Annotated in this window: 19 protein-coding genes; 4 read left to right on the top strand and 15 right to left on the bottom strand. The window is 67.0% G+C overall.

Annotated elements, in window-relative coordinates; translation table 11 throughout:
- Positions 1 to 85 precede the first annotated feature (85 nt).
- The 15 genes from OM977_RS05475 to OM977_RS05405 form a co-directional block, all read right to left on the bottom strand.
- Positions 86 to 694 carry a MazG nucleotide pyrophosphohydrolase domain-containing protein gene (locus tag OM977_RS05475; RefSeq protein ID WP_264357306.1) on the bottom strand — a complete coding sequence of 203 codons (609 nt, stop codon included), beginning with the start codon at positions 692 to 694 and terminating at the stop codon, positions 86 to 88.
- Positions 695 to 761: 67 nt separating this feature from the next.
- The gene (locus tag OM977_RS05470) at positions 762 to 1,916 is read right to left on the bottom strand and encodes an adenosine deaminase (RefSeq protein WP_264356514.1); all 1,155 of its coding nucleotides are present in this window, start codon (positions 1,914 to 1,916) and stop codon (positions 762 to 764) included.
- A gap of 102 nt (positions 1,917 to 2,018) precedes the next feature.
- Positions 2,019 to 2,729: a DedA family protein gene (locus OM977_RS05465; protein ID WP_264356513.1), complete on the bottom strand. Its 711-nt coding sequence runs from the start codon at positions 2,727 to 2,729 to the stop codon at positions 2,019 to 2,021.
- A 152-nt stretch (positions 2,730 to 2,881) separates the two neighbouring features.
- Positions 2,882 to 3,526, bottom strand: a complete 645-nt coding sequence (locus tag OM977_RS05460; protein WP_264356512.1) for a DedA family protein — start codon at positions 3,524 to 3,526, stop codon at positions 2,882 to 2,884.
- 186 nt (positions 3,527 to 3,712) lie between these two features.
- The gene (locus tag OM977_RS05455) at positions 3,713 to 5,032 is read right to left on the bottom strand and encodes a thymidine phosphorylase (RefSeq protein WP_264357305.1); all 1,320 of its coding nucleotides are present in this window, start codon (positions 5,030 to 5,032) and stop codon (positions 3,713 to 3,715) included.
- 5 nt (positions 5,033 to 5,037) lie between these two features.
- The gene (locus OM977_RS05450; RefSeq protein WP_442960720.1) at positions 5,038 to 5,388 is read right to left on the bottom strand and encodes a cytidine deaminase; all 351 of its coding nucleotides are present in this window, start codon (positions 5,386 to 5,388) and stop codon (positions 5,038 to 5,040) included.
- Between the two features lie 59 nt (positions 5,389 to 5,447).
- Positions 5,448 to 6,791 (bottom strand): ABC transporter permease, encoded by a 1,344-nt coding sequence (locus OM977_RS05445; protein WP_264356510.1) that lies wholly within the window; start codon positions 6,789 to 6,791, stop codon positions 5,448 to 5,450.
- Positions 6,788 to 8,185 (bottom strand): ABC transporter permease, encoded by a 1,398-nt coding sequence (locus OM977_RS05440; RefSeq protein WP_264356509.1) that lies wholly within the window; start codon positions 8,183 to 8,185, stop codon positions 6,788 to 6,790. Before OM977_RS05440 ends, OM977_RS05445 begins: the two co-directional genes overlap by 4 nt.
- Positions 8,178 to 9,797, bottom strand: coding sequence for an ABC transporter ATP-binding protein (locus OM977_RS05435; RefSeq protein ID WP_264356508.1), 1,620 nt, complete (start codon positions 9,795 to 9,797; stop codon positions 8,178 to 8,180). Before OM977_RS05435 ends, OM977_RS05440 begins: the two co-directional genes overlap by 8 nt.
- A 168-nt stretch (positions 9,798 to 9,965) precedes the next feature.
- Positions 9,966 to 11,075 carry a BMP family lipoprotein gene (locus OM977_RS05430; protein ID WP_264356507.1) on the bottom strand — a complete coding sequence of 370 codons (1,110 nt, stop codon included), beginning with the start codon at positions 11,073 to 11,075 and terminating at the stop codon, positions 9,966 to 9,968.
- A gap of 239 nt (positions 11,076 to 11,314) precedes the next feature.
- Positions 11,315 to 12,364 (bottom strand): NADP-dependent oxidoreductase, encoded by a 1,050-nt coding sequence (locus tag OM977_RS05425; RefSeq protein ID WP_264356506.1) that lies wholly within the window; start codon positions 12,362 to 12,364, stop codon positions 11,315 to 11,317.
- Positions 12,361 to 12,792, bottom strand: coding sequence for an organic hydroperoxide resistance protein (locus OM977_RS05420; protein WP_264356505.1), 432 nt, complete (start codon positions 12,790 to 12,792; stop codon positions 12,361 to 12,363). Before OM977_RS05420 ends, OM977_RS05425 begins: the two co-directional genes overlap by 4 nt.
- 140 nt (positions 12,793 to 12,932) lie before the next feature.
- A complete protein-coding gene (locus OM977_RS05415; RefSeq protein ID WP_264357304.1) occupies positions 12,933 to 13,325 on the bottom strand; it encodes a MarR family winged helix-turn-helix transcriptional regulator in 393 nt (130 codons plus the stop codon).
- Positions 13,326 to 13,494: 169 nt separating this feature from the next.
- The gene (locus OM977_RS05410; protein WP_264356504.1) at positions 13,495 to 14,694 is read right to left on the bottom strand and encodes an amidohydrolase; all 1,200 of its coding nucleotides are present in this window, start codon (positions 14,692 to 14,694) and stop codon (positions 13,495 to 13,497) included.
- An 85-nt stretch (positions 14,695 to 14,779) separates the two neighbouring features.
- Positions 14,780 to 15,925, bottom strand: a complete 1,146-nt coding sequence (locus tag OM977_RS05405; protein WP_264356503.1) for a mannose-1-phosphate guanylyltransferase — start codon at positions 15,923 to 15,925, stop codon at positions 14,780 to 14,782.
- Positions 15,926 to 16,261: 336 nt separating this feature from the next.
- Here OM977_RS05405 and sdhC point away from each other — a divergent pair, with 336 nt between their 5' ends.
- The 4 genes from sdhC (at position 16,262) to OM977_RS05385 (ending at position 19,840) form a co-directional block, all read left to right on the top strand.
- A complete protein-coding gene (sdhC, locus tag OM977_RS05400; protein ID WP_333474016.1) occupies positions 16,262 to 16,597 on the top strand; it encodes a succinate dehydrogenase, cytochrome b556 subunit in 336 nt (111 codons plus the stop codon).
- Positions 16,598 to 16,599: 2 nt separating this feature from the next.
- Positions 16,600 to 17,097: a succinate dehydrogenase hydrophobic membrane anchor subunit gene (locus OM977_RS05395; RefSeq protein WP_264356501.1), complete on the top strand. Its 498-nt coding sequence runs from the start codon at positions 16,600 to 16,602 to the stop codon at positions 17,095 to 17,097.
- A gap of 159 nt (positions 17,098 to 17,256) precedes the next feature.
- The gene (sdhA, locus tag OM977_RS05390; RefSeq protein ID WP_264356500.1) at positions 17,257 to 19,056 is read left to right on the top strand and encodes a succinate dehydrogenase flavoprotein subunit; all 1,800 of its coding nucleotides are present in this window, start codon (positions 17,257 to 17,259) and stop codon (positions 19,054 to 19,056) included.
- 1 nt (position 19,057) lies between these two features.
- Entirely contained in the window at positions 19,058 to 19,840 is a 783-nt protein-coding gene (locus OM977_RS05385) for a succinate dehydrogenase iron-sulfur subunit (RefSeq protein ID WP_264356499.1), read from the top strand.
- Positions 19,841 to 19,854: the final 14 nt, after the last annotated feature.

Genomic DNA, 19,854 nt, shown 5'->3' with positions numbered 1-19,854 from the left:
TCAAGCTGAAAACCGACGTCCTCGTCCCTCCTAGCCTAGTCGAGAGTGGCGCAGGTTACGGAAACCTATCCAATTCCCGGCGTCATCAAGGCGACGGCGGGAGTGCGTGGCTGTCCTGGAAGCGGCGGGCGGCCCCGCGGAGGGCGCGTTCGGCGTCGAGCCCCTTGGCCCGGGCCGCGGCGGCAATGCCGAAAAGCAGCTCCCCGAGTTCCTCTTCGGTGCCGGGGACGTCGACGGCGGATCCGGCGCCGGCCGGCGCGAGGCCGGACCGCTCGGCGCGGTCCAGAAGCTTCTGGGCCCGGGCCAGGGCCGGGAGCGCCGCGGGGACGCCGTCGAGGGCGTTCCCGGGATGGGACTTGTCCGTATGCAGCAGCTTTTCGGAACGCTTGACGGCGTCCCATTTCCGGACGATTTCCTGCACCGTCGCCGGGAAGGAGTCCTGCAGCGTGCCGTCGGGGCGGAACACGTGCGGGTTGCGGCGGATCATCTTGGCGGTGAGGCCGCGGGCGACGTCGTCGAGATCGAAGGCGTTGCGTTCCTGCGCAAGCCGGGCGTGCAGGACTACCTGCAGCAGGACGTCACCCAGCTCGGCCTGCAGTTCGGGATCCCCGCCGCCGGCTTCGATGGTCTCGGCGACCTCGTGGGCCTCCTCAAGGAGGTACTCCACGAGGGATTCATGGGTGAGGGCACCCATCCAGGGGCAGTGCTCGCGCAGCGCCGCGATCACTGCCACCAGCCCCTGGACGGGTGAGGTGTCCTCGTTAGCCAAGGTCGGCGTAGGCCTCGTTGATGTACTCGACGAGGGCTTCCTTCTCCTCCAGCGGGAGGAAAGCCGCCTCAGCTGCGTTAAGGGTCAGCTCCAGCAGGTCATCGAGGTCGTAGTCGAAGGTCTCCACGAGCAGTTCGAACTCGTCGGTCAGGGTTACGCCGCTCATCAGCCGGTTGTCCGTGTTGATGGTGACGTTGAAGCCGAGCTGGTAGAGCATGTCCAGCGGGTGGCTTTCGATTCCCTCGCCGAAGCCGGCAACGGCGCCCGTCTGCAGATTGGAGGAGGGGCAGATCTCCAGGGCGATGCCGCGGTCGCGGACCCAGCTGGCGAGCTCGCCGAGGGTCACAAGGCCGATGTTGTCGCTCTCGTCCGCGTCTGCCGCGGCGTCTTCGTCGTCCTCGAATTCGACGGTGACGTCCTCGGCGATCCGGATACCGTGGCCCAGGCGGAGGGCCCGGCCGTCCACGAGAGCGGACTGGATGCTGTCCAGTCCGGCGGCCTCACCGGCGTGCACGGTGGCCGGGAAGTTGTGCTGCGCCAGGTAGGTGAAGGCGTCCTTGAACCGGGAAGCGGGGAAACCGTCTTCGGCGCCGGCAATGTCAAAACCGACGGCGCCCTTGTCGCGGTGGCGTACGGCGAGTTCGGCAATCTCCTGGCCCCGGTCCGCGTGGCGCATGGCGGTGATGAGCTGGCCGACCTGGATGTCGCGGCCGGTCTCCGCGACGGCGTCCACGCCCGCTTCGAGGCCGGCCTGCACGGCCTCCACCACTTCGTCCAGGCTCAGGCCCTGCTGCAGGTGCTGCTCGGGAGCCCAACGCACTTCGCCGTAGACGACGCCGTCGTCCGCCAGGTCCTCGACGAACTCCTTGGCGACCCGGAACAGGCCGTCCTTGGTCTGCATCACGGCGATGGTGTGGTCGAACGTTTCAAGGTAGCGCACCAGGGAGCCGGAGTCGGCTGATTCGCGGAACCACTGCCCCAACGCGACGGGGTCGGTCGAGGGCAGCGTGTGGCCGACGGCCTCGGCCAGTTCGATGATGGTGGCCGGACGCAGCCCGCCATCCAGGTGGTCGTGAAGGGAAACCTTGGGAAGGCCCTTCAGGTCGAAGTCGAGGTCAGGGGCAGCGTCAAGAATAGTCTCAGTCACGTTCCCACCTTAGGGTCGGAGGACCCCGGATGCCAGTTGCCGCGGATCCGGGCGCTGGCGGACATTCCCGCCGGTACTGCTGTCTCGGTCAGGAGGTTGCGGTCAGGGGGTTGCGGCGGGCACCGACTCGGCCGCGGCGGGACTGTCCGAAAGTTCGGCGGCGGGGCCGGAGGGCACTTCCTCGGCCGGGCTGGACGGCTCGTCGTGCCGCGCCAGGCGTTTGTGCCACCAGCGGAGCGCGTGATCGATCACTATGCCCAGCACGATCGCAAATACGACGGCTATGCCGGCGCTCAGCAGGGGGTTGTGGTGCAGCCACGGGAAGGAGCTGGCCAGGATGCCGATGCCAATGGAATAGGCCACCCAGGTGAGGCAGGCGAACGCGTCCAGGGCGAAGAATTTCCGGTGCGGAAACCCGGTGGTGCCGGCCACGTAATTGACCGCCACGCGTCCCCAGGGAATGTAGCGCGCCGTGAAAATCAGGACCGCGCCGCGCTTCTCAAGCTCGTAGCGCGCCCAGCCGAACACCTTCTGGACCTTTGGCTTGCGCATCCACCGCCAGCGCTCAAGGCCGATCTTCCGGCCCAGGAGGTAGGCCATGTTGTCGCCCGCAATCGCGCCGACAAGCGCGGTCAGGCCCAGAATCCAGAGGTTGGGATTTCCGCTGTGCCGGGAGAACGCCGCCAGCGCAACGATAAGGGTCTCACTCGGGACCACCATGGCGAATCCGTCGACAAAAAAGAAGACCAGCAGGAGGGGGTATATCCACCACTGGCCCGCTGCATGAAGCACGGCCTCATTAATGAACTCCACGCAGCATTGCTCCTAGACGAAATGAGGCTAACGAAAGTGACGTAAATCGCTCCCTAGTGTCCCACGGCCGAGGCGCGGTTCGCTACGTCTTCGCACCGGAGGTTTGAACCGGTTCCCCGCACCCGAAGCCGCCGAACCGGCCCCCCGGTCCCCTATTCCGGCGCAGGCCCGGAGGCCGGGCCGGGCTTCTCAACCGGTGCCGGGAGTTTGCCGCGGACCCTGCTGATCACCAGATCGATGCCGATGCCAAGAGTGATCGCGCAAACCACTGCCACGATCACGCCCAGCAGGTGGTTGTCTTCGAACCACTGGCCAAAAAACATCCCGATGGCCACGGAGTAACTGGCCCAGAGCACGGCGGACAACACGGTCAGTCCCACGAACCTGGGCCTCGGGTAGTGGGTTGCTCCCGCGGTCAGGTTAACGGCGACGCGGCCGATCGGGACAAAGCGTGCCACCAGGATCAGCGATGCCGACCGCTTGCGCAGCTCCCGGCCGGCCCAATGGAAGGCCGCCTGCATCCGCGGTCCGCGCATCCAGGACCAGCGCCGCGTACCCGTCCGGCGCCCGATCAGGTAGGCCGCGTTGTCGCCCACGAAAGCGCCCCCGGCAGCGGTCATCAGCAGCAGCGCGGGAGCCGGGACGTCCGCCGTCGCAGCAACCGCGGCCAGCCCCACCACCACCGATTCACTGGGGATGGGCGGGAAGAAGCCGTCGATGACGCAGCACGCGAACACGAGGATGAGGACCCAGGGTTGCGCGGCGGCTGCCAGGATGAAGTCGTTGATTGCCTGCACGGTTTCCTAACGCACGGCGGCTCGCGAACTCTCCCGCACCGAACGGGCCGCGGTCCGGACCGCTCCCCGGGAGTATTGCTGTGGAGCCAGTGTACTGCCGGCCCCCACCCTTGGTTGCCCTATCACTTGTGGCGGCTAAACCAGAGAGGTTTGGGGACCACAAGTGATAGGGCAACCGGGGTTTGCTCAGGCGATGCGGTCGATGATCAGCTGCTGCGCCGGGCGGGAGCCTTCCGGTGCAATCACGACGGCGTGCTCCAGCGCTTCCTTGGCCCGCTCGAACTTCTCTGGCGTGTCAGTCAGCAGAGTCATCAGGGGCTCGCCGGCCTTGACCATGGCGCCGGGTTTGGCATGCATGCGCACGCCGGCCCCCGCCTGGACCTGGTCTTCCTTCCGCGCGCGGCCTGCGCCCAGGCGCCACGCCGCGACCCCGACGGCCATGGCGTCGAGTTCCACCAGGACGCCGTCGGCGGGCGCGTAGATCACCTCAGATTCCTTGGCTACCGGGAGCTTCGCGCGCGGGTCCCCGCCCTGCGCCGCGATCATGCGGTTCCAGACGTCCATGGCCCGGCCATCCTTGAGCGCTGCCCGCGGATCGGCGTCGCGGACACCGGCGCAGGCAAGCATCTCCTCGGCCAGCCGGACGGTCAGTTCGACGACGTCTTCCGGACCCCCGCCGGCGAGAACCTCCACGGATTCCTCGACCTCGATCGCGTTGCCCGCGGTCAGGCCCAGCGGCGTGTTCATGTTCGTCAGCAGCGCCACCGTGTTGACGCCGGCGTCCTTGCCGAGGGCCACCATGGTCTCGGCCAGTTCGCGGGCGCGGGCCTCGTCCTTCATGAAGGCACCGCTGCCCACCTTGACGTCGAGCACCAGCGAGCCGGTGCCTTCGGCGATCTTCTTGCTCATGATGGAGGAGGCGATCAGCGGGATGGCCTCGACGGTGCCGGTGACGTCCCGCAGGGCGTAGAGCTTCTTGTCGGCCGGGGCCAGGCCGGCGCCCGCGGCACAGATGACGGCGCCCACGTCCTGGAGCTGGGCCAGCATTTCCTCGTTGCTCAGCGCCGCGCGCCAGCCCGGGATCGATTCGAGCTTGTCCAGGGTCCCGCCGGTGTGGCCAAGGCCGCGGCCGGAGAGCTGCGGCACGGCCACGCCGAAGACCGCGACGAGGGGTGCCAGCGGCAGGGTGATCTTGTCCCCCACGCCGCCGGTGGAGTGCTTGTCGCTCGTGGGCTTTACGCCGCCGTCGGGCCGGCGCAGGCTGGAGAAGTCCATCCGCTCGCCGGAGGCGATCATCGCCGCCGTCCAGCGGGAAATCTCGGCGCGGTCCATGCCGTTGAGCAGGATGGCCATGTTCAGGGCCGCCATCTGCTCGTCGGCGATGGCGCCGCGGGTGTACGCGTCGATGGTCCAGTCGATCTGCGCGGGGCTGAGCACGCCCTTGTCCCGCTTGACGCGGATGATGTCGACGGCGTCGAACGCTTCGGTGCTGTTGGTCTGTGTCACTGGTGTCACCGGGTTTCCTCCAGGTGTTGGGGGCCAAAGGCATCGGGAAGGACCTGGTCCATGGTCCGGATTCCCTGCGTGGTCATGAGCTCCATGTCCGGAGCCCGGAATTCGTAAAGCAGCTGCCGGCAGCGTCCGCACGGCATCAGGACGTTGCCGCCGGCGTCGACACAGTAGAAGGCGCGCAGCAGTCCGCCGCCGGTCATGTGCAGATTGCCCACGAGCGCGCACTCGGCGCACAGGGTCAGTCCGTAGCTGGCGTTCTCGACATTGCAGCCGCTGACGATGCGGCCGTCCGCGGTGAGGGCCGCTGCCCCCACCGCGAACTTCGAATAGGGCGCATACGCGTTGTTCATCGCGGCCACCGCGGCGGCCTCGAGGGCCGCCCAGTCGACGTCGGTGCTGTCCACGCCCGTCAGCCCTTGACGTACGGTATGCCGCTGGCGGCGGGAGGACGGGATCGGCCCACGAGGCCGGCCACGGCCAGCACCGTCACGAGGTAGGGCAGCATGGCCATGAACTGGCTCGGGACAGGGGTGCCGATGATGGTCACGATGCTCTGCAGGTTGTCCGCGAAGCCGAACAGCAGGGCCGCGAAGAATGCCCCGATCGGGTTCCAGCGGCCGAAGATCAGGGCGGCGAGGGCAATGAAGCCGCGGCCCCCGGAGATCTCCTTGGTGAAGCTGTCGATCGCCACGAGGGTGAAGAACGATCCGCCGATGCCGGCGATGGCACCGCCGAGGGTGACGTTCCAGAAGCGGGTGGCGTTGACCTTGATGCCCATGGTGTCCGCGGCCTGCGGGTGTTCGCCGACGGCCCGGACCCGCAGGCCCCACTTGGTCTTGAACAACCCGACCCAGACCAGCAGAACGGCGGCGTACATGAGGTAGCCGACCACCGACTGCTTGAACAGGATGGGGCCCAGCACGGGGATGCTGGACAGCACGGGGATCTCGATGATCGGCAGCCGGCCGGGGGCGTTGAACATTTCCTTGTCCGCCTGCATGACGGTGCTGAACAGGAAGCCCGTGAGGCCGGACACCAGGACGTTGAGCACCACACCGACGATGATCTGGTTGACCACGTACTTGATGCTGAACAGGGCCAGCACCATCGACACCGCGGCCCCGGCAACGGCCGCGGCGAGCAGGCCCACGTAGGGGTTGTGGGTCAGGGTGGCCACGATGGCGGCGGTGAAGGCACCGCCCAGGAGCTGGCCTTCGATGGCGATGTTGACGACGCCGACGCGTTCGCAGAGCACGCCGGACAGCGAACCGAAGACCAGCGGCACGGCGAGGGTCACGGACCCGGCGATCAGGCCCGCCAGCGAGATGCTGGGGGTCCGGGCACCGCCGACCACCCAGATCAGGAAGGCGGCCACGAAGAGGACCATGAAAGTGATCGGCAGCCAGCGCGGCGGCCGCTGGTTCTTGGTCTTGAGGAACAGGGCGTAGCCCGCCAGGCCCAGCATGATCACGGAGAGCACGATCCCGCCGAGGAAGGCGGGCACTTCGATCGCGGGCAGCTGGAAGAAGTCACCGCTGGAGGAGATGCCGAACTTGGCGGTCTGGTTGGGACCGAGCAGGCCGAAGAAGATGAACGCGACGGCGCCCAGCACCAGCAGCGTCACCGGCAGCTTCCAGGTCACTGGTTTGAAGGTTACGGACGGCGTGGTGTCCGCGGCCGGGGCGGCCTGTCCCGCTGGGGGTTTGTCGGGCTGCGATTTGCCCGGTTGGGGCGACGTTGCTGTTGTGCTCATGCTGCACCTCCGGTGGTTGCTGCCTGCGGGGACTTGCCGGCGGGTGCGGCCTTCTTCTTGCGCGGGTTGAGTCCGAAGATCGCCCGGACCAGGGGCGGCGCTGCGATGAACAGCACGATCAGCGACTGGACCACCAGCACGATGTCGATCGGGGTTCCGGTCTGGATCTGCATCTGCACGGCTCCGGCGCGGAAGGCGCCGAACAGCACGCCGGCGGCGAAGGTGCCCCACGGCGTCGAACGTCCCAGCAGCGCCACCGTGATGGCGTCGAAGCCGTACGTGGCCGCGACGCCGTCGGTGAGGACCTTTTCCGTGCCCGCCACCTGTGCGACGCCGGAAAGTCCGGCCAGGCCGCCGGCGATTGCCATCACCAGGATCGTGGCGCGCGGCACGTTGATGCCGGCGGTCAGCGCCGCCTTGGGGTTGGCGCCGACGGCCCGGAATTCGAAGCCGATCGTGGAGCGGTTCAGCAGCCACCAGACGAACACGGTGGCAGCGATGGCCAGCAGGAAGCCCAGGTGCAGCCGGTACTGGCTGCCGAGGATCTGCGGGTACACGGCGGAGGGGTCCAGGACCGGGGAGATCGGAGTGGTCTCCCCCGGGCGCTGGAAAGCCGGCGTGTCCAGCAGGTAGCGCACAAGGTACAGCGCGATGTAGTTGAACATGATGGTCACGATCACCTCGTGGGCGCCGGTCCTGGCTTTGAGGAGCCCGACGAGGCCGCCCCAGAGGGCACCGCCGGCGATGCCGGCCAGCAGGACCAGCAGCAGGTGCAGCCCCATCGGCAGGTGCAGCGCGAAGCCGACCCAGGACGCCAGGATGCCGGCCATGATGATCTGGCCCTGGGCGCCGATGTTGAACAGGCCGGCGCGGAAGGCCAGGGCGACGCCGAGGCCCGCCGTGATCAGCGGGGTGGCGATGGTGAGGGTCTCCAGGAGCGGGGCGAACTGGCCGCCGATGCCGGAACCGCGGGGGTTGAACACCGAGCCCTGGAACAGGGCCACGTAGGAGCGGGTGGCGGCGGACCAGACGGCGGAGAAGAAGTCGCTGGGGCGGGCAAAGAGGTAGCCCGCCGTGGCGCCGACCTGTTTGTCCGTGCTGGCGATGAGCAGGCCGCCGAGGATCAGAGCGAGGAGCACGGCCAGGACGGAGACGATGCCGCTGCCGGTGAAGATCCTGCGCAGCACCGAGTCCGGACCACCCGGGACAGCGCCGCTCTGCGCCGAGACAGGCACGGCCGAGGGCCGCATGGCTCCCCCGGCGGTGTCCAGCGCGGCGACCGAGGCGGCGTCCGGTGCCTGGATCTCTCCCTCGGGCGCCGTGTCCGGCGCCGAGCCGGAGGCCGTTTCCGGGGCCGGTTCCGCCGCGTGGCGCGGGTGGTGTTGTTCAGTCATGGTGTTCTCCTACGGCGCCGGAGTGGGTCTCCTGCACAGGCTGTGCGGCATGCGCCGGGCTCGTGGCCCGGCTGCCGGCGTGGTGCTTGGTGGCGGTGTCCGCCTGGGCGTCGGCCGGGGACAGTCCGGCCATCATCAGTCCGAGGACATCGCGTCCGGTGCCGGCGGGGACAATCCCGACGAGCTTGCCCTTGTAGAGCACTGCGATCCGGTCGGCGAGCTCAATCACCTCGTCCAGTTCGGTGGAGACGATCATCACGGGGGTGCCGTGGTCCCGCTCCGCCACGATGCGTTTGTGCAGGAACTCGATCGATCCGACGTCCACGCCGCGGGTGGGCTGCGAGGCGATGAAGAGCCGCAGCGGACGGGACAGTTCCCGCGCCATCACGACTTTCTGCTGGTTGCCGCCGGACAGGGTGCCCGCGGCGAGCGAACCGGAGGGGGTGCGCACGTCGAACTCGTCGATCCGGGTTTTCGCGTTCTCCAGGACCTTGGCCGGGCTCATGCTGATGCCCTTGGCGAACGGTGCCTGGTCGTAGCGGTCCAGGATCAGGTTTTCGGCAATCGAGAAGGTGCCGATCAAGCCGTCAACGGAGCGGTCCTCCGGCACGAAGCCGACGCCGGAGTTGAGCACGTCCTTGACGTTGCGGCCCACAAGTTCTTCACCGTCGAGCAGGATGGAGCCCTGGACCCGGTCCTGCAGGCCCAGGATGGCCTCGGTCAGTTCGGTCTGGCCGTTGCCCTGGACACCGGCGATGGCGAGGATCTCACCACGGGCGATGTCGAAGCTGATGCCGTCCACCACGTGCTGGCCGCTGGGCGCAATGACCGTCAGGTCCTGGACCTGGAAGGTCTTTTCCTGCGGCTTGGCCGGGGCCTTGTCCAGCGTCAGGCTGACGGCCCGGCCCACCATCATGGAGGCGAGCTCGGTTGTCGAGGCGCCGGGATCGGCGCTGCCGACCACCTTGCCGCGGCGGATCACCGTGATGGTGTCCGAAACGGCCTTGACCTCGCGGAGCTTGTGCGAAATGAAGACGATCGAGGTGCCGTGGCTCTTCAGCTGGCGCATGATATCCAGCAGCTCATCAGTGTCCTGCGGGGTGAGCACGGCGGTCGGCTCGTCGAGGATCAGCACCTTGGCGTCGCGGACGAGGGCCTTGATGATTTCGACTCGCTGCTGCACGCCCACCGGAAGGTCCTCGATCAGCGCGTCGGGGTCCACGTCGAAGCCGTACCGGTCGGAGATCTCCTTGATCTTCCGGCGGGTGTCGTCAAGGTTCAGGAAGCCGCCGGCCTTGGTGGCTTCCGCTCCAAGGGCGACGTTTTCGGCGACCGTGAAGACGGGAACCAGCATGAAGTGCTGGTGCACCATGCCGATGCCGGCTGCCATGGCGTCCCCGGGGCCGCGGAAGGTGACGGGTTTGCCGTCGATGAGGATTTCGCCCTCGGTGGGCTCGTACAGCCCGTACAACACATTCATCAGCGTGGACTTGCCAGCGCCGTTCTCGCCGAGCAGACAGTGAATCTGCCCGGGTTCAACGACCACATCGATGTGGTCGTTGGCTACCAGGGAGCCGAAGCGTTTGGTGATCCCCTTGAGTTCAAGTTTCAAAACTCTGACCAATCTCGAAGTGTCCGGACGGCTTGGCCCGGACGGGTGACGGGGCTGCAGGACCAGCCTAGTGCCTGCGGCCTGCAGCGGAACTGCGTCCGCTCAACGAAAAGCGCCACAGCCCGTGCGGTGGATGACCGTACGGGCCGTGGCGCTTAGCGGAGGAAGTTAGACCTTCGGGCTGGCTGCGGATTCAACCTTCAGCTTGCCGTCGGCGATGTCCTTCTTGATCTGGTCCAGCTCGGTCTTCAGCTCGGCCGGAACCGCGGAATCCAGGTCGTGGAACGGAGCCAGCTGCACGCCGTCGTTCGCGAGGGTGCCGACGTACGGCGTGTTCGTGAACTTGCCGTCCTTGTCTTCCTTCACAACGGTCTCAACGGCCTCGCCCATCTGCTTCATGACGGAGGAGAGCATGATGTCCTTGTAGTCCGGCGCCGTGAGGAAGCCGTCGGAGTCGACCCAGATGAGCTTGACGTCCTTGCCTGCAGCCTTGGCTTCCTTCAGGGCCGCGCCCGCACCCTTACCGACCGGACCGGCGACGGGCATCACGATGTCCGCACCCTGGTCCAGGAAGTTCTGGGTGAACTGCTTGCCCTTGTCCTGCTTTTCGAAGTCACCGGTGAAGGAGCCGTCCTGCTTGGCCTTGTCCCAGCCAAGGACCTTGACGTTCTTGCCCTTCTGTTCGTTGTAGTACTTCACGCCGTCGGCGTAGCCGTCCATGAAGATGGTGACGGTGGGGATCTTGATGCCACCGAAGGTGGCCACCGTTCCGGTCTTGGTGGTGCCGGCCGCGAGGTAACCCGCCAGGAAGGCCGCCTGCGCCGTGTCGTAGATGATCGGCTTGACGTTGCTGATCGGGGTCTCGTAGCCGAAGTCGATGATGGCGAAGTGGCTGTTCGGGTTCGCCGTGGCCTGCGCCTTCGTGGCGTCGCCGAGCAGGAAGCCGACCGTGACGGTCAGGTTGCAGCCGGCCGTCACCATGGCCCGCAGGTTGGGCTCGAAATCGTTGTTGGTCTTGGACTCAACCTGGTTCACCTTGATGCCCAGGTCCTTCTCCGCCTTCTTCAGGCCTTCGTAGGAGGACTGGTTGAATGACTGGTCGTCGAATCCACCCGAGTCGGAGACGATGCAGCCGGTGAAGTTGCTGGCCGTCTGGGTGGCGCTGCTGCCGGCTTCGGGGGCTGCCCCGCAGCCGGTCAACAGGAGTGCAGCCGCGCCCGCGGTGGCGACACCGGACAGAGAACCGCGCTTGAGGGTGGCACGCAGAGAGTTCTTCAATGTTCCTCCAGGAAGAAAGATTATGCGCTACGACGGGAGTTCAATGAGTGTCTGTCTGCGGGGTTCCCGCTGAATCTGTTTTCACTGATGAATTCGCAGCACTGCGCCGAGGCGCACTGATGCAAGCTACTTTAGTGGCCTGCGACACGTGCTGATAGCACACCGTCGCTGGATTGCGCAGATTGTTGAGAACTTGTTACCAAGCGGTAGCCGCTGCGCGGGCGCGGGCCAGCGACGCCCTAGATCCGGACGAGCATCTTGCCGGTGTTGGCGCCGTCGAGCAGGTCAATGAAGGCCTGCGGCGCATTTTCCAGCCCGTCCACCACGGTCTCGTCGTACCTGACCGTGCCGTCGGCCAGCCAAGCCGCCATCTGCTGGGCGAATTCCGCGGAATGCTGCCGCTGTCCGCCGACGAGGAAGCCGCGCAGGGTCAGCTGTTTGCCGATGGCGACGGCCAGGTTGCGGGGGCCAGCCGGGGCGGCGGTGGCGTTGTACTGCGAAATGGCGCCGCACAGGGCCACCCGTCCGCCCACGTTCAGGACCGAGAGCGCCGCCTCGAGGTGATCCCCGCCGACGTTGTCGAAGTAGACGTCGATCCCGTTCGTTCCGGCCGCCTCCTGCAGCAGCTCGCGGACCGGGCCGTCGTGGTAGTTGAAGGCGGCGTCGAAGCCGAGCTCCAGCAGCCGCGCCACTTTCTCGGGGCTGCCGGCACTGCCGATCACCCGGGAGGCTCCCCTCGCCTTGGCGATCTGTCCCACGAGGGAGCCCACGGCCCCGGCGGCTCCGGAGACGAAGACGGCGTCCCCGGGCTCGAACTCTGCGACCTTCAACAGCCCGGCGTACGCCGTGAGCCCGGTCATGCCGAGCGCCCCGAGGAATGCGGAAGCCGGGGCAAGGTCCGTGCGGGCCGGCGTGGTGGCGGTGGCATCCACGACGGCGTACTCCCGCCAGCCGAGCTGGTGCACGACCGCGTCCCCCACCGCACGGCCCTCGGCCCGGGAAGCGATAACCTCGCCGACGGCGCCGCCGTCGAGCGCCGCATCCAGGGCGAACGGTGCGGAATAGGACTTGACGTCGTTCATCCGGCCCCGCATGTAGGGATCGACGGAGATGTAGAGATTGCGGACCAGCACCTGGCCGTCCTGCAGGGCAGGCAGCGGGGCCTCCGCGAGCCGGAAGTTCTCCGGCACCGGGCGGCCGTGCGGCCGGGACGCCAGCTGGATCTCACGCGTGGTGGTGGGGAGTGCGCCGGCGGGGCGTTGCGTCGCGGGTGCGCTCGGGGTGCTCATGCTGCTACCTCCAGGATGCTGATGTCGACACTCATGTTGCCGCGGGTGGCGTTGGAGTACGGGCAGATCTGGTGCGCCTTCGCCACGAGAGCCTCTGCGGCCTCCCGCGCCATGCCGGGCAGCGCGACCTCCAGCTCGGCGGCCAGTCCGTAGCCGGCGCCGTCGGCGAGGGCGCCGAAGTGGATCTTGGCGGCGACAGCGGAATCCGTCAGGTCCGCCCGTTCCTTGCGCCCGACCAGGCGCAGGGCCGAGTGGAAGCACGCAGCGTACCCGGCGGCGAACAGCTGCTCGGGATTCGTGCCCTCCCCGGTGCCACCGAGTTCGACCGGGCTGGCCAGGGTCACGTTGAGTTTGCCGTCCTGGCTGCGGGCGTTGCCGTCGCGGCCTTCACCGGAGGCGAGGGCAACTGCAGTGTAGAGAGTCTTCAAGGGGTTCCGTTCGGTTGGGGTTAAGTGTTCAGTGGCGAACTCGCCGGAAGCCTGCGGAGTCGCCGTAAACTTCCGGCGAATGGGCGCGCTTCCCGCGATTTCGACGGCGGCCTCGTCGGCGGGAGGTTGGAGGTCAGTGCTCAGCGGGCGGAGTGCAACGCGGCGGTGAGCCGGCCGAGGGTGTCCCGGAGCTGGTCAAGTTCTGCGGGCGTGAGCCCGGCGGCGTCCGCGAGCTGTTGCGGTATCCCGGCGGCTTTGCCGCTCAGGGCGGCGCCGGCGCCGGTCAGGAGGACCTCCACGCGGCGCTCGTCCTCCGCGGACCGGCGCCGTTCCACGAGGCCCAGGGCCTCGAGCCGCTTGAGCAGGGGCGAGAGGGTGCCCGAGTCGAGCCCAAGCTCCTCCCCCAGTTCCCGGACGCTGCGCGGCTGCTCCTCCCAGAGCACCAGCATCACGAGGTACTGCGGGTACGTCAGCCCGAGCTCCTCGAGCAGAGGCCGATACACCGCGGTGGCTGCCCGCGACGCGGAGTACATCGCGAAGCAGACCTGCCGGTTGAGGCGGGGTGCGGCCGTGTTCGGGACGGGGAGGCTCGGTTCGATGGTCACAGCTCAACGGTAGTCCACAATTGAATTGTGCACAACCTAACCATTGGTGCGCGAAGAAGTGGGCGGACAATCAGCCCGAATGGAGGTGAGACGCGTCCTATAGGTCGCGGATGGTGCGCAGCGCCGCGGCGGTGAGGACCTGGATGCCCAGGCCGAGGGCGCGCTCGTCCAGGATGTAGTCGCCGCGGTGAAGGTCGTATTCCTCGCCGCCGGGGGTTTTGGTGCCCAGCCGCATCATGGCGCCGGGGGTTTCCGCGAGGAACCAGGCGAAGTCCTCGCCGCCCATCGACTGCGGCGTCAGGACGACGGCGCCCTCGCCGATCTCGGCGCGGGCCGCGGCCTCGATGAGGGCGGTCTCGTGTTCGGAGTTCACCACCGGCGGCACCCCGCGGGTGTGTTCGAGGTGGACGTCCACGCCGTAGGGCGCCGCGATCTCCTGCACCACCTCGTCGAGGATCTTTCCGGCACTGTGCCAGGCATCACGGTCCAGGCAGCGCATGGTGCCTGCCATGTAGCCGGTGCCGGGGATGGCGTTCGGAGCGGAGCCGGCCGAGATCTGGCCCCAGACAACGGAAACGCCGCTGCGGACGTCCACGCGGCGGGACAGCACGGCCGGGACGTTGACCGCGATCTGGGCGAGGGCGAAGACGAGGTCTTCGGTCAGGTGCGGGCGGGAGGTGTGGCCGCCGCGCCCGGTGAGTTCGATTTTGATCGTGTCCGAGGCCGAGGTGATGGCGCCGATCCGGGTGCCGATCTTGCCGACGTTGATCCGCGGATCGCAGTGCAGTGCCAGGATGCGGGGGACGCCGTCCAGTACACCCTGCTCGATGCAGGCGTGCGCACCGCCGGGCATGGTCTCTTCGGCGGGCTGGAAGATGATCCGGACCGTGCCCCCGAGCGGGGACTCCTCATGCATGCGCTGCAGGACCAGGGCAATGCCGAGCATGGTGGTGGTGTGCACGTCGTGACCGCACGCGTGCGTCACGCCGTGGTTTTTGGAGGCAAACTCGAGGCCGGTCTCCTCGATGATCGGGAGGGCGTCGATGTCGCCGCGGAGGGCGGTGGCGATTGGCCCCTCGCCGACGTCCACGGTCAGGCCGGTACCCTCCAGGCGGCGGGGCTTGAGCCCGGCGGCTTCGAGCCGCTTGGCAAGCTTGTCGGTGGTCCGGAATTCCTTGAAGGACAGTTCCGGGTGCGCATGCAGATCACGTCGGAACGCGATCATCTCCGGCAGGAGCGGCTCCAGCCACGGTCCCACGAGGGTGGTGGGTTCAGCTTCAGTAGTGTAATTGCGCACCCAATAACTCTAGCGAGCACGTAACAATTACCGGCATCGGGTACGGCGCGTTACGGCTTCCTGAACAATCGCCGCAATTCAGGGGCTACAGGACGTCGGTGTCGCCGCTGGCCTTGAGGGCGTCGACAGCCTGCTTGACGCGCTGCGAGTGCTCCTTGTGCATCACGAGCAAAGCGTCCGGGGTATCGACCACCACAACGTCCTTGATCCCGATCAGCGCGATCACGCGCTTGGTATCGGAGACCACCACGCCGCTCGCGTCCTCCGTGAAGACGCGGGCGCCCTCACCAATCACGGTGACGTCCTTGACTTCCTTGGCGCTGTTGAGCCGGCCCACCGAGGCGAAGTCCCCGACGTCGTCCCACCGGAACGTACCCGGAACGACGGCGACGTCGCCGGCGGCGGCGGCCGGTTCGGCCACGGCGTAGTCGATGGCGATCTTGGGCAGGGTGGGCCAGACACGGGCCTGGACCTCATCGCGCTGCGGGGTGTCCCAGGCCTGGGCGATTTCCTGCAAGCCGGCGAAGAGTTCGGGCTGGTTGGCTTCGAGGTGCTTGAGCATCAGCGAGACCGGAGCCACGAACATCCCGGCATTCCAGACGTATTCGCCACTGTCGACATACTCCTGGGCGACCTCTTCGCTGGGCTTCTCCACGAATTCGACGACGGCCTGCGCGCTGGGGGCCCCGGCCACGCCAAGGTTCTTCCCGGCCCGGATGTAGCCGAACCCGGTGGAGGGGTGCGTGGGCATAATGCCGATCGTGACAATCTTGCCGGCCGCGGCGGCGTGGATGGCCTCCCTGACGGCATCATGGAACAGCCCGTCCGGACTGATCACCTGGTCCGCGGCGAAGGAGCCCATGATGGTGTCCGGGTCGCGCTCGTGCAGGATGGCCGCGGCGAGGCCGATGGCGGCGCCGGAGTCCTTGGGCTCGCTCTCCAGCACCAGGTCCGCGTCGTCAATCTCCGGCAACTGGCGGCAGACGGCGTCACGGTGGGCCTTTCCGGTCACCACGAGCATGTGCTTGCCGGCCAGCGGCTCCAGCCGGTCGTACGTGGATCTCAGCAAGGTGCTGCCCGACCCCGTGAGGTCGTGCAGAAACTTCGGGGCTGCTGCCCGCGACAGGGGCCAGAGGCGGGTCCCCACCCCGCCTGCCGGAATCACGGCAATAAACCGGCCCAGGGCCGAGTCGTTGGGTGAGTCCTGGCTTGTCACTTTGTCTGTAGTCATCAGGGCTACTTTAGCCGAATGCGCTCCGGCCGCCTTGGAGCAATGCACAGGACACGGCCCAGCCCGCGCGCGCAACCGCCCGGCAACGGTCTCCGCCGGGGCAGCAAATGTGGTGTTCGTCTCAAAAGGGCACGAAAACCGCGCCGGGGCCTGTCACCTACCGGGGGCTGAATTGAATAAGCTGTGAGCGAAGCCTAGATTTAGGCTTGAGCTTACGAGTGCTCTCGCAGCAGGCGTTCCCCCCGCGTGGATCCCATGCCAGCGCCGCTGTGTTGCAGGGAGGTTTATTCAGTGCCGACAAAACCAGCTGGCACCTTGTACCGCGGCCGTGAAGGCATGTGGTCCTGGGTTGGACATCGCATTACCGGTGTAGTGATCTTTTTCTTCTTGTTGGTCCACGTGCTGGACACCTCATTGGTGCGTGTGTCCCCCGAGGCGTACACCGCCGTGATCGGTGCCTACAAGAACCCCCTGATGGCCCTGGGTGAAACGGGCCTCGTCGCAGCGATCGTGTTCCACGCCTTCAACGGCCTGCGGATCATCGCCGTCGACTTCTGGAAGAAGGGCGCGAAGTACCAGCGCCAGATGCTGTGGACGGTGCTCGTTCTCTGGGTCGTCGTCATGGTGGGCTTCTCCATCCGCCACCTTTCCCTCGCCCTTGGAGGTCACTAGCCATGAGTGCAACTGAGATTCAGAGTCCCCGCAGCGGGAAGGCGGGCGCAGCCAAGGTCGGCGGCGACCGCATCGCCCCGCAGTACCGCCGCAGCGGCACGTCCAAGGGCAACTTCGAGATGTTCGCCTGGCTCTTCATGCGGCTTTCCGGCGTCGTCCTCGTGGTCCTCATCTTCGGCCACCTGACGGTCAATCTGCTCGTAGGCGACGGCATCCATGCCATCGACTTCGGCTTCGTGGCCGGCAAGTGGGCCGACCCGTTCTGGCAGATCTGGGACCTGGCCATGCTGTGGCTGGCCATGTTGCACGGCACCAACGGTGTCCGCACCATCATCAACGACTACGCCGAAAAGGACGCCACGCGTCTCTGGCTCAAGATCGTCCTGTACGCGGCCACTACCGTCATCATCATCCTGGGCACCCTGGTCATCTTCACCTTTGACCCGTGCCCCGTGGTCAACGGCGTTCAGCTGCCGGGCGGATTCTGCCCCGCGCCGTAGCAGCGGCGCTGCCGTTCCGAGCCGTGCCCGCGGGCACAAGCTGCGGTCCGTCAAGGCAACCCACCCCTGCCCGGTGCAGGTTTGGGATCACGAGACTTCACCGGGCAGGCTCCGCCGGCCGGTGTTTGATACCGAATTTTGAGAGAAAGAGCGTCTGGTATGCAGGTCCATAAGTACGACGTCGTCATCGTCGGTGCCGGTGGCGCCGGGATGCGCGCGGCGATTGAATCAGGTCAGCGCGCCCGAACGGCAGTATTGACCAAGCTGTACCCCACCCGCTCCCACACCGGCGCGGCGCAGGGCGGCATGTGTGCGGCCCTGGCGAATGTCGAGGAAGACAACTGGGAGTGGCACACCTTTGACACCATCAAGGGCGGCGATTACCTCGTTGACCAGGATGCAGCCGAGGTCATGGCGAAGGAAGCGATCGACGCCGTCCTGGACCTGGAAAAGATGGGCCTGCCGTTCAACCGCACGCCCGAGGGCCGCATTGACCAGCGCCGTTTCGGTGGCCACACCCGCGATCACGGCAAGGCTCCGGTCCGCCGCGCCTGCTACGCCGCCGACCGCACCGGCCACATGATCCTGCAGACCCTGTACCAAAACTGCGTCAAGCACAACGTCGAGTTCTACAACGAGTACTACGTGCTGGACCTGCTGACCGTCGAGGAAGACGCGGTCCGTGAGGACGGCACCCCGTACAAGCAGAAGCGCGTTGCCGGCGTCGTCTCCTATGACCTCGCCTCCGGCGAACTGCACGTCTTCCAGGCCAAGTCCGTCGTGTTCGCCTCCGGCGGCGCCGGCAAGGTCTTCAAGACCACCTCCAACGCCCACACCCTCACCGGTGACGGCATGGGCATCGCGTTCCGCCGCGGCATCCCCCTGGAGGACATGGAGTTCTTCCAGTTCCACCCGACAGGCCTCGCGGGCCTGGGCATCCTGCTGTCCGAGGCTGCCCGCGGCGAAGGCGCCATCCTGCGTAACTCCGAGGGTGAGCGCTTTATGGAGCGCTACGCCCCGACCATCAAGGACCTCGCGCCCCGCGACATCGTGGCCCGTTCCATGGCCAACGAGGTGCGTGAGGGACGCGGCTGCGGCCCGAACAAGGACTACGTCCTCCTGGACCTGACGCACCTGGAGCCGGCGCACATCGACGCCAAGCTCCCGGACATCACCGAATTCGCCCGCACCTACCTCGGCGTGGAACCGTACACGGAACCGGTTCCGGTCTTCCCGACGGCGCACTACGCCATGGGCGGCATCCCCACCAACATCAGCGCCGAGGTGCTCCAGGACAACGACACCGTGGTCCCGGGCCTCTACGCCGCCGGTGAGGTCGCCTGCGTTTCGGTACACGGCTCCAACCGCCTCGGCACCAACTCGCTGCTGGACATCAACGTCTTCGGCAAGCGCGCCGGCATCGCCGCCGCGGAGTACGCCAAGACCGCGGACTTCGTGGAACTGCCCGCAGATCCGGAGGCCTACACGCTGGACCTGCTGAACCACGTCCGCACGGCTGACGGCACCGAGAAGGTCGCCGCGATCCGCAAGGAACTGCAGGACACCATGGATGCCAACATGCAGGTGTTCCGCACCGCGGAGACGCTGGACCAGGTCCTGCGGGACATCGCGTCCTTCGAGGAGCGCTACCAGCGCATCAGCGTCCAGGACAAGGGCAAGCGCTTCAACCTGGACCTGCTGGAGGCCGTGGAACTGGGCTTCCTGCTGGAGCTCGCCAAGGTCATGACCGTGGCGGCCCTGCACCGCGAGGAATCCCGTGGCGGACACTTCCGCGAGGACTTCCCCGAGCGCGACGACGAAAAATTCATGAAACACTCCATGGCGTACAAGGATGAGCACGCCCCGGCGGATGGTTCCGCCGAGTCGATTGCCGGCATCCGGCTTGCCACCAAACCGGTGGTCTTTACGCGCTACGAGCCGATGGTGAGGAAGTACTAAGATGAGCGCTGAACTCGCTGAGCCAGCATCCAAGATCGAACTGCCCGCCGGCGTCGGCGGCGGCGGGGAGATCCCGTCCTTCGACGTCACGCTGCGCGTGCGCCGCTACAACCCTGAGGTCTCCGAGGACGCCACGTGGGATGACTTCAAGGTCACCATGTACGGCACGGACCGCGTCCTGGACGCCCTGCACAAGATCAAGTGGGAAATCGACGGCAGCGTCTCCTTCCGCCGGTCCTGTGCCCACGGCGTCTGCGGTTCCGATGCCATGCGCATCAACGGCCGCAACCGCCTCGCCTGCAAGACCCTGCTGAAGGACCTGGACACGTCCAAGCCCATCACGGTCGAGCCGATCAAGGGCCTGCCGGTGGAGAAGGACCTGATCGTGGACATGGAGCCGTTCTTCCAGTCCTTCCGCGAAGTCATGCCCTTCCTGATCAACCGCGGCCACGAGCCCACCAAGGAACGCCTGCAGTCCGCCGAGGACCGCGAGCGGTTCGACGACACCACCAAGTGCATCCTCTGCGCCGCGTGCACCTCGTCCTGCCCGGTGTTCTGGACCGACGGCCAGTACTTCGGCCCGGCCGCGATCGTCAACGCGCACCGCTTCATCTTCGATTCCCGCGATGACGCCGGCGACATGCGCCTGGAGATCCTCAACGACAAGGAAGGCGTGTGGCGCTGCCGCACCACCTTCAACTGCACCGAAGCATGCCCCCGCGGCATCCAGGTCACGCAGGCAATCGCCGAGGTCAAGCAGGCCATCCTGTCCCGCAAGATCTAGCGACCGCTCGCCCC

It is taken from the genome of Pseudarthrobacter sp. MM222, assembly GCF_947090775.1.
Lineage (GTDB): Bacteria > Actinomycetota > Actinomycetes > Actinomycetales > Micrococcaceae > Arthrobacter.
This window is presented reverse-complemented; position numbering and strand designations above follow the sequence as displayed.

Bases quoted from the DNA above. Each gene is read 5' to 3' on its own strand.
- OM977_RS05475 (WP_264357306.1), bottom strand. From the start codon at position 694: ATGGGTGCCCTCACCCATGAATCCCTCGTGGAGTACCTCCTTGAGGAG.
- OM977_RS05450 (WP_442960720.1), bottom strand. From the start codon at position 5,388: ATGAACAACGCGTATGCGCCCTATTCGAAGTTCGCGGTGGGGGCAGCG.
- OM977_RS05445 (WP_264356510.1), bottom strand. From the start codon at position 6,791: ATGAGCACAACAGCAACGTCGCCCCAACCGGGCAAATCGCAGCCCGAC.
- OM977_RS05440 (WP_264356509.1), bottom strand. From the start codon at position 8,185: ATGACTGAACAACACCACCCGCGCCACGCGGCGGAACCGGCCCCGGAA.
- OM977_RS05425 (WP_264356506.1), bottom strand. From the start codon at position 12,364: ATGAGCACCCCGAGCGCACCCGCGACGCAACGCCCCGCCGGCGCACTC.
- OM977_RS05415 (WP_264357304.1), bottom strand. From the start codon at position 13,325: ATGTACTCCGCGTCGCGGGCAGCCACCGCGGTGTATCGGCCTCTGCTC.
- OM977_RS05405 (WP_264356503.1), bottom strand. From the start codon at position 15,925: ATGACTACAGACAAAGTGACAAGCCAGGACTCACCCAACGACTCGGCC.
- sdhC (WP_333474016.1), top strand. From the start codon at position 16,262: ATGTGGTCCTGGGTTGGACATCGCATTACCGGTGTAGTGATCTTTTTC.
- OM977_RS05395 (WP_264356501.1), top strand. From the start codon at position 16,600: ATGAGTGCAACTGAGATTCAGAGTCCCCGCAGCGGGAAGGCGGGCGCA.
- sdhA (WP_264356500.1), top strand. From the start codon at position 17,257: ATGCAGGTCCATAAGTACGACGTCGTCATCGTCGGTGCCGGTGGCGCC.
- OM977_RS05385 (WP_264356499.1), top strand. From the start codon at position 19,058: ATGAGCGCTGAACTCGCTGAGCCAGCATCCAAGATCGAACTGCCCGCC.